Annotated in this window: 13 protein-coding genes; 3 read left to right on the top strand and 10 right to left on the bottom strand. The window is 55.9% G+C overall.

All coding sequences use genetic code 11. From position 1 onward, the window contains the following. Nucleotides 1-86: 86 nt before the first annotated feature. The 10 genes from bamA to AAFN47_RS01390 all read right to left on the bottom strand — a co-directional run bounded on the left by bamA (nucleotide 87) and on the right by AAFN47_RS01390 (nucleotide 10,487). Nucleotides 87-2,429 carry an outer membrane protein assembly factor BamA gene (gene bamA, locus AAFN47_RS01435; RefSeq protein ID WP_499807927.1) on the bottom strand — a complete coding sequence of 781 codons (2,343 nt, stop codon included), beginning with the start codon at nucleotides 2,427-2,429 and terminating at the stop codon, nucleotides 87-89. A gap of 270 nt (nucleotides 2,430-2,699) precedes the next feature. Then, nucleotides 2,700-3,821, bottom strand: coding sequence for an RIP metalloprotease RseP (gene rseP / locus AAFN47_RS01430; RefSeq protein ID WP_499807408.1), 1,122 nt, complete (start codon nucleotides 3,819-3,821; stop codon nucleotides 2,700-2,702). Between the two features lie 54 nt (nucleotides 3,822-3,875). Then, nucleotides 3,876-4,682, bottom strand: a complete 807-nt coding sequence (locus tag AAFN47_RS01425) for a phosphatidate cytidylyltransferase (RefSeq protein ID WP_499807406.1) — start codon at nucleotides 4,680-4,682, stop codon at nucleotides 3,876-3,878. Continuing rightward, entirely contained in the window at nucleotides 4,682-5,407 is a 726-nt protein-coding gene (locus AAFN47_RS01420) for an isoprenyl transferase (RefSeq protein ID WP_499807404.1), read from the bottom strand. The genes AAFN47_RS01425 and AAFN47_RS01420 overlap by 1 nt, the downstream gene beginning before the upstream one ends. A gap of 46 nt (nucleotides 5,408-5,453) precedes the next feature. Further along, nucleotides 5,454-6,014, bottom strand: coding sequence for a ribosome recycling factor (frr, locus tag AAFN47_RS01415; protein ID WP_499807402.1), 561 nt, complete (start codon nucleotides 6,012-6,014; stop codon nucleotides 5,454-5,456). Between the two features lie 149 nt (nucleotides 6,015-6,163). After that, entirely contained in the window at nucleotides 6,164-6,886 is a 723-nt protein-coding gene (gene pyrH, locus AAFN47_RS01410) for a UMP kinase (protein WP_499807401.1), read from the bottom strand. Nucleotides 6,887-7,007: 121 nt separating this feature from the next. Then, a complete protein-coding gene (tsf, locus tag AAFN47_RS01405; protein ID WP_499807399.1) occupies nucleotides 7,008-7,931 on the bottom strand; it encodes a translation elongation factor Ts in 924 nt (307 codons plus the stop codon). A 113-nt stretch (nucleotides 7,932-8,044) separates the two neighbouring features. Further along, on the bottom strand, nucleotides 8,045-8,887 hold the full coding sequence (gene rpsB, locus AAFN47_RS01400; protein WP_499807398.1) for a 30S ribosomal protein S2: 843 nt from the start codon (nucleotides 8,885-8,887) through the stop codon (nucleotides 8,045-8,047). 191 nt (nucleotides 8,888-9,078) lie between these two features. Continuing rightward, the gene (locus AAFN47_RS01395; RefSeq protein WP_499807396.1) at nucleotides 9,079-9,462 is read right to left on the bottom strand and encodes an NUDIX hydrolase; all 384 of its coding nucleotides are present in this window, start codon (nucleotides 9,460-9,462) and stop codon (nucleotides 9,079-9,081) included. A 215-nt stretch (nucleotides 9,463-9,677) separates the two neighbouring features. After that, the gene (locus AAFN47_RS01390) at nucleotides 9,678-10,487 is read right to left on the bottom strand and encodes a cell envelope integrity EipB family protein (protein ID WP_499807395.1); all 810 of its coding nucleotides are present in this window, start codon (nucleotides 10,485-10,487) and stop codon (nucleotides 9,678-9,680) included. A gap of 114 nt (nucleotides 10,488-10,601) precedes the next feature. Here AAFN47_RS01390 and AAFN47_RS01385 point away from each other — a divergent pair, with 114 nt between their 5' ends. Genes AAFN47_RS01385 through AAFN47_RS01375 form a run of 3 tightly spaced genes read left to right on the top strand, consistent with a single transcriptional unit; the run spans nucleotide 10,602 to nucleotide 13,032 of the window. After that, the gene (locus tag AAFN47_RS01385; protein WP_499807394.1) at nucleotides 10,602-11,069 is read left to right on the top strand and encodes a RidA family protein; all 468 of its coding nucleotides are present in this window, start codon (nucleotides 10,602-10,604) and stop codon (nucleotides 11,067-11,069) included. Between the two features lie 2 nt (nucleotides 11,070-11,071). After that, on the top strand, nucleotides 11,072-11,818 hold the full coding sequence (locus AAFN47_RS01380; protein WP_499807392.1) for a glycerophosphodiester phosphodiesterase family protein: 747 nt from the start codon (nucleotides 11,072-11,074) through the stop codon (nucleotides 11,816-11,818). Then, nucleotides 11,815-13,032, top strand: coding sequence for a GNAT family N-acetyltransferase (locus AAFN47_RS01375; RefSeq protein WP_499807391.1), 1,218 nt, complete (start codon nucleotides 11,815-11,817; stop codon nucleotides 13,030-13,032). The genes AAFN47_RS01380 and AAFN47_RS01375 overlap by 4 nt, the downstream gene beginning before the upstream one ends. Nucleotides 13,033-13,075 lie beyond the last annotated feature (43 nt).

Here is a 13,075-nt window from a genome sequence, read left to right as displayed (position 1 = left end):
AGACATCAGGGCCCACCTTCTCAGGCAGGCCCTTACCAATTTCATGTCGGTTGCGGTCGTTCCAGCTAAAGGAAGCCTCGCTGCAATCAGAACCTCGCGGATGTTCCGAAACGGAAGACCTGGGTCTTGTCGTAGTCTTCCTTGAGGATCGGGAAACCGAAGTCAAAGCGCAACGGACCGAATGGAGACGCCCATATCAGGCTGGCGCCGACTGATGCGCGCCAAGCCATGTCGATGCCTTCAACATCGCCCGGAGACGTCGCCCAGCTCAAATCGAGATCAGATCCATACAGAGTCGCGGCGTCAGCGAACAAAGCGCCCCTGATACCAAAGTCGCGAGGCAACAGCGGAAGCGGGAAGCCGATTTCCGCAGTGGCGTTGAAATAGGTCGTGCCGCCCAGTGCATCGCCATTGTAGTCACGCGGACCAATACCCTGGGATTCGAAGCCGCGAATGGTTTCGCCACCGATGTAGAACTGGTCGAATACACGAAGATTGTCGCCTGTAGGAGCGATATACCCACCGCCGACAGCCAACTGACCTATGATGTCCTGCGCATCCGACAGAGTGTGGAAATAGGACGCCTTACCGGTGATCGACACGTAGTCCGCATCTCCGCCGAGGCCTGCATAGGTTGTTTCGACGCTGGCGACGATGCCTTCGCGAGGCAGCGACCGATCATCGATCGTGTTGTAGATAAGCGACCATGATATCGCGGACGTCGTCCAAGGGCTTTGGTCGATTGCCTGCTGAATCGGCGGGCTCGGCGGCCGGAAGAAGCTGCCGTCCTGATCGTATTCTTCCACACTGTAGGTATAGGCGAGCTTGGTCGACAGATCGTTCGTGATCGGCGCTGTTACGCGAAGCGTGCCATAGGTCGTTGTGGTATTGTAGCCATCCTGGGAACTGTCCGTGTTGCGACCGATGTCAAAACCGGCTGCCAGACGATAACCGAGGAAATAGGGCTCGGTGAAGGAGAGCGTATAGTTCCTGGTGTCGACGCTGCCGCCGACTGCGATCTTCAGATACTGACCACGGCCAAGGAAGTTGCGCTCGGAAAGCGCGACTTCCGCCGTCGCTCCGCCGCTGCCGGTTGAGTACCCGGCGCCGATCGAGAACTCCCCGGTGGACTGATCCTTCACATCCACGAAAAGGATAACCCTGTCGGGCTCCGTGCCGGGAGACGTCGTAACGTTGACTGTTTCGAAGTATCCAAGCGCTTCCAGGCGCTTCTTGGCTTCCTGCACCAGAACGCGATTATAGGCGTCGCCTTCAGCCAGGTCGAACTCGCGGCGGATAACATAATCCGAAGTCCGGGTGTTGCCGCGGATCTCGATGCGCTCGATATAGGCGCGCTGCCCCTGGTCGATGAGATAGGTGACGTCAATCGTGCGATTGGCGAAGTTGCGATTGCCGCGCGGCGTGATCTCGGCGAACGGATACCCCTCGCCCGCAGCTGCTTCGGACATGGCCACGATCGAGTCTTCGACCTTCTCGGCGCTGTAAACCGCGCCGGATCGCGATTCGATCAGCCGACGCATTCTCTCAACGTCAATGCCGGGAACCGTGCTGTCCACCTGAATGTCGCCGAACTCATATCTCTCGCCCTCATCCAGCGTGAAGGTGATGATCCAGTTTCCAGTCGCGGGATCCACATCCGCAGTCGACGAAATAATCCGGAAGTCGGCGTAGCCGCGATTGTAGTAGAAGCGGCGAAGCAGTTCCTCGTCTGCGCGAAGTTTGTCCGGATCATACAAGTCCTTCCGCGTCAGGAAGGAAAGGAAATTCGACTGCTTCGTGTTGATGACTTCCTTGAGTCGACCGTTGGGATAAGCCTGATTGCCGACAAAATTGATGGACTCGATCTTCGTCCGTCCACCCTCGTTGATATTGAAGGCGACGTTCACGCGGCCATTGGGAAGAGAAACGACCTGCGTCGACACCTCGGCTTCCCCGCGACCGATACGGTCGTAGGCGTCCTTGATCGCCTGAACGTCATACTCGATGATCGTTTCATTGTAGGGGCCGAGCGGCTGTGCCTGCACGACCGTTTCAAGCTGGCGATCCTTGATCTTCTTGTTGCCGTTGAAGACGATCTGATTGATGATCAGGTTTTCGTCCACGGTAACGACAAGCGTGCTGCCTCGGCGCGTGATCTGAACGTTGCTGAACAGCCCCGTCGCAAAAAGACGCTTGATGGACGTGTCGATATCGGAATTATCGAAACTCTTGCCCGGCTCGATCGTAATGTTTCCGCGAACCGTATCGGCGTCTACGCGACCATTACCACGAACTTCGATGACACTTACAACAGCCGCATTTGCCGTTACTGTCGACGCGACAACGGCAGCCCCCACGCTACCGACCGCCATAAGCGTTGCAAGCGCGAGCGCACGAACAGCGCCTAGTACTCTAGAACCGGCCTTCATTGGCATCATTACCCTTAATCTCAGCGTCCCCACGAACGGACAGAACACGATTCTGTCTCACCGCCGTTTTACAATGTTTTCAGCTACAAGCAAGTCATTGAGTTAATTTCTGTTTACTTGCCCTCCATTCGTTGCCGATAAGCAACTACCGCGGTGAGTTTATGGATAACAAAGAGTTATTTCAACAACACAAGACCTGCTTGGTTTCCAGATATCCACAGACCTGACTCTGGATCGTCACACTCGGCCTCCGGACCCTATTTCTGTCAGCTAGGTCACGTCATTCCAAGTCGCATAGATCATCAACATTAGTAACAACGAGAGACCAATCTTGAAAGCAAACTCCTGACCTTTTTCTCCCACCGGTTTGCCACGCAAAAACTCGATCAGATAAAACAGGAGATGGCCGCCGTCGAGTATCGGAATCGGAAGCAGATTCAGGAAGCCTATCGAGACTGATATGAAAGCTATGAAAGAGATGGTTGAGACAAGTCCGACGGAGACCACCTGACCGCTGATCTTGGCAATCCCGATAGGACCGCTGATCTGATCCGGCCTTGCTCTGCCGATGATGATGTTCTTGAAGTACTGAACCGTCTGGCTGATGATGAAGAAGGACTGCCCTACGCCTTCAGTCAGGGCTTCAAGCGGCCCCATCTTCTCATATCGAAATGTATCCTCGTTTGCAGACGCGACGACGCCGATTTGTCCGACTTCGATCATGTCTCCAAAGCCGTTGTCGACTTCCGCGCGTTTGGGAACAAGCATGAACTCTTTGTTTCGGCCGCCGCGTTCGACGATCAACCGCAATTCAACGCCGGGCCTCGTCGATACGTAGATTCGCAGGTCGTCGAAGGAATCGATGGTTTTGCCGTCAATCTCCAGAATACGATCGCCAGGCTCAAGACCGGCTTCGGCAGCTGAGCTTGCAGGCTGAACAGACGCCACGACGGGATCCAGCACGGCCTTTCCGAAATAGCTGTAAACCGCGGTAAAGATGACGATGGCAAGTATGAAGTTTGCGATCGGACCCGCAGCTACTGTCGCCGCGCGGCGTCCGAGTGACGCGCCCTGGAAAGTTTGAGATTGTTCAGCCAGGCTCATTTCTGCAATCTTGTCTTCGTCGGGAAAGCTGGCGGCGTTCTCGTCGCCGAAAAATTTAACATAGCCACCAAGTGGAATGGCAGACAGTTTCCAACGCGTCCCGTTTCTGTCGGTGAACCCGGCGAGTTCCCTGCCGAAGCCGATTGAGAAGGTGACGATCCGAATTCCACACCATCTGCCGACGAGATAGTGACCCATCTCGTGTACGAACACAACGATCGTAAGAACGATGATGAATGGCAGAACCGTGCCGACAACGATGCTGTAGATATTTTCAAGTACGTCCATAAGTGTTCCCTGCGGCTCCGCCGCCGCCCAGAATTTTTGTCTTCTCGACCGATATCACCCGATCCGCGTCAGATCGAGCCCCGTCCAGGTTATGCTGAGCAAATAGGCTGCGATCACGGCGAAGACCAGACTGTCCACCCGATCCATGACGCCGCCGTGACCGGGAATAAGATCGCTTGAGTCCTTGACGTCAAAATGGCGCTTCAAGCCGGATTCGAACAAATCGCCGATCTGCCCGACGATCGACAAGGCGCCACAAAGAAATGCGAGCAGAACAATTTCCGGCGCCCCCAATATCCAGCCCGCAACAATGCCGCACACAACGCCGCCGGCGAGACCGCTGAGAAAACCCGACCATGTTTTCTTTGGCGAGATTTGCGGCGCAAGTTTCGGACCACCGATATTTCTCCCCCCGAAAAATGCAAAAACGTCGGTCGCCCAGATGACGGCGAACACTATGATAATCGCCATCCATCCGGTAGGCTCGCTCCCACGCAACGCGGTAAACGCGATTCCGAAAAAACCGGCGTATAGCAAACCAAGCGGCGCATAGAGATCATGTTCCTCTATCCTGCGCAGCACGGCGAGGATAATCGCGCCCGCAAGACAAAACGCCAGCGCGGTCAGCGGCATGTTGATCATGATGGCTACAGCAATCGCCAACATTGTCACGCCGCCGACGATACGATCGCTGGCGCTCAGATGCTTTTTTTCTACGATGCGAAACCACTCATAGATCAGTAGCAACATGATGGTCACCGCCAGAAGGCGGAATGGAACGCCGCCCATCCAGGTCAGAGCCAGCACGAGCACACCGAGGATCAAAGCGGAAACTGTCCGGACGAGAACCTCGTTCTGCATCAAGTCGCCGCCGCAGCGGCCCGATCCGTCGTGGCGCCGAATCGGCGGTCGCGGCATGCGTATTCTTTCAGCGCCTTGCGGAATTCCTCTTCATCGAAATCCGGCCATAGACACGGCAGAAAGATAAACTCCGAATAGGCGGACTGCCAGAGCAGGAAATTCGAGATTCTCATCTCGCCGCTCGTGCGAATGATCAAGTCCGGATCGGGGATGTCCGCTGTATCGAGACAGTCAGAAATCGTCTGTTCTGTAATTCTTGCTGGATCGAGAAGTCCCTGGGCGACTTTCAGGGCGATCGCCCTGGTCGCGCGTGTGATGTCGTCGCGACCACCATAGTTGAACGCTATAATCAGATTAAGAGCCGTGTTTTCGCGGGTCAGATCCACGGCTTCGGTCAGCAGCGCCAATATATCGGCTGAAAGACCACGCCGATCGCCGATGACATGGACGCGCACATTCTCATTGTGCAGCTCCGCCAAATCGCGCCTTACAAAAAACTTCAGCAATCCCATCAGATCGCTGACTTCCTGCTGTGGCCTGTTCCAGTTTTCGGAGGAGAATGCAAAAAGAGTCAGATATTTGACGCCGTTTTCTCCAGCAGCCTTTACGGCGTTGCGGACAGCTTCAACACCTTTGCGATGCCCGACAGCGCGCGGTTGGCCGCGCCTTTCGGCCCAGCGCCCGTTTCCATCCATGATGATTGCCACATGTTGAGGCTTGTTCAATATGTCGCTCCAAAAACCTCGTATCGAGTTGCCGAAACTCGCAGCGTCAAACCTGCATGATCTCTGTTTCCTTGTCGGTCAGCAGGCTGTCGATCTGGGATATCATGTCGTCGGTCAATTTCTGCACGGTTTCAGCCTGGTCATGGCTTTCGTCCTTGCTGATATCGCCGTCCTTTTCGGCCCTTTTCAGGTCATCCATCCCGTCTCGCCTTACATGGCGAACCGCCACGCGCGCATTCTCGGCGTAATTATGGGCAACCTTGACGAGTTCCTTGCGGCGTTCCTCGTTGAGTTCCGGCAGGGGAATTCGCAAATTGACGCCATCGGTAATCGGATTCAATCCCAGATTTGATTCTCTGATGGCCTTTTCAACGGCCGACACCATCGACTTGTCCCAGATCGAAACAGAGATCATGCGTGGTTCCGGAACGGAAATATTTGCGAGTTGGTTGAGAGGCATTCTCGAACCATAGGCCTCGACCGTCACCGGATCGAGGACGTTCGCGGATGCGCGACCCGTGCGAAGCGCTGCAATATCACTCTTGAATGCGGAAATCGCGCCTTCCATCCGCCGCTTCAAATCAACAAAATCAGCACCGTCGCTCATGCGGGTTTGCTCCCTGTTCTATTGGTCTTTTGATCGCTTCGCCGAATTACTACAATACTATTGAAGTAATTCACTTCGTACCATTCAACGCAACCGATTCAATAGCACAATACAACATCGCCTTCACCAGCTTCGTATCCGTAGCACCTTTATGCATCCTTTACGATAGTCGCTACTCCGCCTCCCTCAAGAATTGCGGCAAGTTGTCCTTTTTCATGAATCGAGAATACGATTATCGGAATTGAGTTCTCTCTGGCAAGCGCTACGGCGGCCACGTCCATTACTGCCAAACCCTTGTCCAGTATTTCATCGTGCGTCAGTTCATCATACCGCTCTGCGTCCGGGAACTGTTTCGGATCCGCCGAATAGATGCCATCGACCTGGGTCGCCTTGAAAATTGCCTGTGCGCCCAATTCCGCGGCGCGCAAGGCCGCAGCTGAGTCTGTCGTGAAAAACGGATTGCCCGTGCCGCCGGCAAAAATGACCACACGTCCCTTTTCGAGATGGTGCAAAGCCGCGCGCTGGGAAAAGCTCTGGCAAATCTCCGGCATGGCGATTGCGGAAAGCACTTCCGTTTTGATCCCGAGCTTTCGCAACGACGTCGCCAGCGCCAGCGCGTTGATAACAGTGGCCAGCATTCCCATGTGGTCGCCGGTCACACGATCGCCGCCCTTCGATGCAACGGCTACTCCACGAAAAATATTGCCTCCGCCGACAACGACTCCAACCTGAACCCCCATCGCCCGCGCTTCGGCGATGTCGGCGGCGATGCGGTCGGCGACAGTTACGTCGATCCCGAAACCCTGCTTTCCCATCAGCGCCTCGCCAGAGGCTTTCAAAAGGATCTTCTTGTAGATGGGAGCGTTGGGCATCTGGAGTTCCATGTGCAGTTTGCAGAGCCGGATACACGAAGGGCGCCGCGATGTCACGCGGCGCCCTTTCGAATTTCCCAATTTTGTTTCGCCCGGATAGTCCGGCGCAGACCGGTTGAAATCAGCCCTGCGCGGCGGCAGCGACTTCGGCTGCGAAATCGCTTTCTTCCTTTTCCACGCCCTCGCCCAACTGGAACCGCACAAAACCGGCAACCTCGACAGGTGCGCCCGCTTGGCCTTCGGCTTCTTTCAGCGCTTCGGCGACGGTCTTGTCAGGATTCATGACGAAGCTCTGTGAAACGAGAGCAACTTCCTCGTAGAACTTGCGCATGCGACCCTCGACCATCTTTTCCACAATGTTCTCGGGTTTTCCGGATTCGCGAGCCTGCTCCATGAAGATGGCGCGTTCGCGTTCGGCGACATCGGCGTCGACGTCGGCCGATGTCACTGCGAGCGGGTTGGACGCAGCGACATGCATCGCGATCTGCTTGCCAAGGGATTCAAGCGTTGCGGTGTCGCCAGTCGATTTCAAGGCGACAATTACACCCAACTTGCCAAGACCGTCAGCAACGGAGTTGTGGATATAGCTGGCGACAATCCCCTGCTCAACGCTCAACATGGCCGAACGGCGCAGATTGAGGTTTTCTCCGATTGTGGCGACCGCATCGGTGATCGTCTCTTCCACCGACTTGCCGGTAGCCGGATAGACCGCCGACTTGACGGATGCCAGTTCGCCGTCCGTGCCGAGCGCCACGTCCGCGACGCCGCTGACGAGTTTCTGGAACTCGTCATTGCGCGCAACGAAGTCGGTTTCCGAATTGATCTCGACGAGAACCGCGCGGGCTCCTTCCGCAGCAATGCCGATAAGGCCTTCCGCAGCCGTACGGCCAGACTTCTTGTCGGCCTTGGCGATGCCCTTGGCGCGCAGCCAGTCGACGGCCGCTTCAATGTCGCCGCCGGTTTCAGTCAGGGCTTTTTTACAATCCATCATGCCTGCGCCTGTCTTTTCGCGCAGCTCTTTAACCTGAGAAGCTGTAATGCTCATCCTAGCCTCTTGATAAATTTGCGTGACACACCCGCTATCGGACGCGCACGGAATTGCTCTCTGTTATGATTCGTGTGTCAGCCGGATGAAAAAGTTCATCCGGCTTGCAAGAACTAGCTCGCGGGCGTCTCTTCAGATGAAGCCGCAGCCGCCTCGGTCGCTTCCGCAGGCGCCTCTTCGGCAACGGCTTCTTCGACAACGGCCTCTTCGACAGCCTGTTCTATCGGCGCTTCCTCTGCTGCTCCGACATCGACGCCGGAGGCGCCCTGCTGGCGAGCGATGCCGTCGATGGCGGCGCGAGCGACCAGATCGCAGTACAGCGAAATAGCCCTTGATGCGTCATCGTTTCCAGGAATCGGAAACTCGACCGTGTCGGGATCGCAATTGGAGTCGACGATTGCGACCACGGGAATTCCGAGCCGCTTGGCTTCCTGGATAGCGATCGACTCCTTGTTGGTGTCGACAATGAACATCAGATCCGGCGTTCCGCCCATGTCGCGAATGCCGCCAAGAGCGCGCTCAAGCTTGTCGCGTTCGCGCTCAAGGTTAAGACGCTCCTTCTTCGTGAAGCCTTGCGCTTCAGCCGCCATGAGTTCGTCAAGCTTGCGCAGACGCTGGATCGAATGGGAAATCGTCTTCCAGTTGGTCATCATGCCGCCGAGCCAACGCGAATTGACGTAATACTGTGCAGAGCGCTTGGCTGCGTCAGCGACGACTTCGGAAGCCTGCCGCTTCGTGCCTACAAACAGAACGCGGCCGCCGCCGGCGACAGTGTCGCTGACAATCTGAAGCGCCTGCTCCAGCATCGGAACAGTCTGACTAAGATCGATGATGTGGATGTTGTTGCGCTCACCAAAAATGTACTGCTTCATCTTCGGGTTCCAGCGGTGAGTCTGGTGGCCGAAGTGCACGCCTGCTTCAAGAAGCTGGCGCATGCTGAAATCTGGCAATGCCATGCCTTTTCTCCTTTCCGGTTATACCTCCGTGGCGCTACAGCAAGCCGTTTCGACCCGCCACCGGCGGAAATGCCCGGATTTCTCCCGGACAATCCCATGCTCCACGTGTGGAATGGGCGGCTCATTACATCGTAAGATCGGGAATTGCAACCCTGTCCAACAGACCGCCTTCAGGCGACCTGTTACACGGATTAGTGGTTTGGCGTGAAACGGAGGATCAATTTCGCAAGATCGGGTTCGTCCACGCGCTTGGCCGCTCCCGTGACGGAAAACCAGCGCCGTACACGCTGCTTGCATTCCGGGTAGGACTTCTGAAGCTTTGTGACTTCCAGCGGATAGACCTCGACTTCGCACTGGATTGCAGTGTTCTTGTCGAATACCTTGTCGTAGCGATAGCAACCGATGGATTTGCCATCGGTTTTCCCGATGACGCCAGCCTCTTCCCAGGCTTCACAGGCCGCAGAGCCTTCGCCATCCTGTTTTTTGACTGGCCACCCTTTTGGCATGACCCAACGCCCGGTGTCCCGGCTTGTCACCAACAGAACCTTCACGCCGCTCTTTTGACGCGGTAGCAAAGCGCCGCATACTGATGCGGCTTTGAATCGCTTATTTTGAACTGTTTAGTCACTGTTTCGAAGTTTCGATACTGTCTTCCAACAGACTGCGTCTGCCACTAACCAAGCCATCCGGGCGTTCAACTGTTAATAACGCTTACAATGGAAGTTAGTTCCGTGATGATTCCCACGTAATAGTATCACGAAATCAGTAAGCGATGAGCGTGAGACTTGCGTTATTCGCAACTTTCGCTGTCAAATACCTCTAGCGAAGTCAATTTTCCCGTAAGTGTAAACTCGCCATAGTCCATCATGAGATCGCGCGTGACGCCGTTTTCGTAGAGCTTGAACGATATTCGATATATCGGCACGCCATCACCTTGTTCAGCCTCATCGAAATAGGCGACTGATACCGGCCAGACGGGATCATCTTTGAGCGATCCGATCGCGTCCGCCTCCTCGTCGTCCTCGATCAGACGCGGCGATCCGACAATATTCGATGTCAGCATGATTTCCTTGCCCTCTTCGGTGCCGTCATAGAGGCGCGACTGGAAAAAGCTTTCACCCGCCTTGGCTCTTTCGATCAAGGTAATCATCTGCGCCGTCGGAAACTCCGACGCCGCCAGCACCAGATCATCCGGTTTAGGAAGCTTCAGACGGACCGAAGTGGCGTCGCCTTCCAGCGCCGCATTCCCTGAAACCTCCTTGTCGAGTTCGTCGTCGACATAGGTCCGTGTCACGAAACTGAATGTGTCGTTCTCAATGTCCTCATAGGTCTGGGTCTGCTGGTCGGTCACCCGAACAGACGCTCCCGTGTCAAGCTGCGACACGAAACGAAAATCGACAGTGTAGCCCTCGCACGGCGAGCCGCTGAACTCATAGACCATGCGACCGAACATTGATTCGATGCGGGACCTTTCCGACACGTCCGCGAGTTCTATGTCATAGACAGCTCGATGAGGCGCCAGTCCTTCGGCTACGCCGGCTAACGCGACGCCGCTTTGCTGGATGATTGCGAAAACAGAAAAGGCTGCTATCAGTCGCACTGTAAAATTCCTTCCCGAACAACGGGCGCAACAGGATTGTACATCGCCGCCACGCCTGTCTGTTCCTATCAGCTTGCGCCGCCACGTTCCAATCCCTTTAAACCGGAGACATCAATGAAACAGACGATCACCGAGAGACTCGCCGAAATGGGCCTTGCGCTCCCAGAGGTCGCCTCGCCCGCCGCTAACTATGTCCCTTATGTCATCAGTCAATCGTTTCTCTATATTTCCGGCCAGCTTCCGCTCGTCAACGGGTCGCTTCAGGTCGCCGGCAAACTCGGAGACGAAGTTGATCTGGACACCGGGGTGAAGGCCGCTGAAATTTGCGCCCTGAACATACTCGGATGCGCAAACGCCGCGCTCGAAGGCGCGATGGAGCGCATCACGAGGGTCGTTAAAATTCAGGGTTTCGTTGCATCGACGCCGGATTTCGTCGATCAGCATCTGGTGATCAACGGAGCTTCTAACTTTCTGGTGGAAATACTGGGGGAGAAAGGCCGTCACGCCCGCGCCGCCGTGGGCATGTCGGCCCTGCCGATGAACGCCGCCGTCGAGGTCGACTGTCTGATAGAATTCGCCTGACCATGTCGACGCTCGACTGGATGACGGCGCGGCCGATCGCGCATCGCGGCCTCCACGATTTGAACTCATCTGTCTGGGAAAACACATCGACAGCGTTCGATCGCGCGATCGCCTCCGGATACAATATCGAGTGCGACCTCCAGATAACATCGGACAACGCGCCGGTTGTCTTTCACGACTACAAAACGGATCGGCTGTGCGGCGTTGAAGGCATCGTAAAGGAGATGACGGCAGCGGAACTCAAAAAGCTGACAATCGGCTCGTCTGGAGAACACCCGCAATCGCTAAAGGATATGCTCCGTCAGGTCGATGACGGCGCGGGACTGGTGATCGAGCTCAAACCTCAGTCAGACAGCCTCACCACAATCTTTGCGACTGCAGTGCTCGAAGATTTGAACGACTATGTCGGGCGCGTCGCCTTGATGTCCTTCGATGCGAATCTTATCCTTGAACTGATCAGACTTGGATCGCCCTGGCCGGTGGGACTGACTGCGGAAGCGCACAGTGATTACGGGCTTCACCTTGACGAGGATATTTTTGACAACGGTGTTCGTTTCGTTTCCTTCCATGTCGCTGACCTTCCGCATTCGTTTGTCGATCACGCAAAAGCCAGGGGATTGCCGGTGATTACCTGGACAGTCAGAACCGAAAAGGAACGACAACTGACCTACCGTCATGCGGACCAGATCACCTTCGAAGGATTCGATCCCGATATGCAACACTCGCGAGAACAGCGCGCTTCAGGATGACGCAGGACCATTCGGATTGCAGGGGAGATAGCGGGAGGAACAGTGAGGAAGAAGCGACATTCCGTATTCGGGTGGTCGATTCCTTCTCGGACATCGATGAAAACGCCTGGCAGGGACTGGCGGGCGCAGCACGAGGGGCGGAAGGCTACAACCCCTTTGCCTCCTATGCTTTTCTGAGCGCATTGGAAGACAGTGGATGCGCGACCGCCGAGACTGGATGGCTCGGCCAGCATCTGCTTCTGGAGACCGAAGACGGCGGGCTGCACGGCGCCCTGCCCTGTTACTTGAAGAGCCACAGCCAGGGCGAGTACGTTTTCGATCATGGCTGGGCCGACGCCTTCGAGAGAGCCGGCGGTCGCTACTATCCGAAACTGCAAGCGGCGACGCCATTTACACCCGCCACGGGTCCGCGACTGCTGACCACAGTTTCAGATCGAAGTCCCGCGATAATGCAGGCTCTGGCGGCCGGGCTCAAACAACTGGCGGAACGGCTTGGCGTTTCCTCGGCTCACGCCACATTCGTGCCAGACGCCGAAATGCAGGTTTTCACGGCGCAGGACTATCTGCACAGGACCGATCAGCAATTCCATTTCCACAACCAAGATTATGCGCAATATGCCGACTTCCTTGCGTCTTTGGCGTCAAGGAAACGCAAGGCCCTGAAGAAAGAGAGAAAATCCGCGCTTGAAAACGGAATATCCATCGAGTGGCTAACCGGGAGCGACCTGACCGAGGATGTGTGGGACCAGTTCTATGAATTCTATATGGACACCGGATCGCGAAAGTGGGGCCGCCCCTATCTCAGCCGACAATTCTACTCGCTCATCGGCGAGCGCATGCCGGACGATATCCTGCTCGTAATGGCGAAACGCGAAGGGCGATACATTGCCGGCGCGATCAACTTCATCGGCGCGGATACGCTGTTCGGCCGGCATTGGGGCTGTATAGAAGACCATCGGTTCCTGCATTTCGAGGTATGCTATCACCAGGCGATCGATTTCGCGATCGCCAAAAGGCTGGCGACGGTGGAAGCCGGCGCGCAGGGAGAACACAAGCTTGCCCGTGGCTACATGCCTGTCACGACACATTCCGCCCACCATATCTGCCATCCGGGTCTCAGGCGCGCAGTTGACGACTATCTCTCGGGCGAACGGCGGGAAGTCGACCACATGTCACAGATACTCAAGGACCATGGCCCTTTCCGGAAGGGGTGATGCTTCGAAAAAACTGGCGGGCGCTTCACCAACAGGCGCAACG

The sequence above is a fragment of the Hoeflea sp. CAU 1731 genome, assembly GCF_039888615.1.
GTDB lineage: Bacteria > Pseudomonadota > Alphaproteobacteria > Rhizobiales > Rhizobiaceae > Flavimaribacter.
This window is presented reverse-complemented; position numbering and strand designations above follow the sequence as displayed.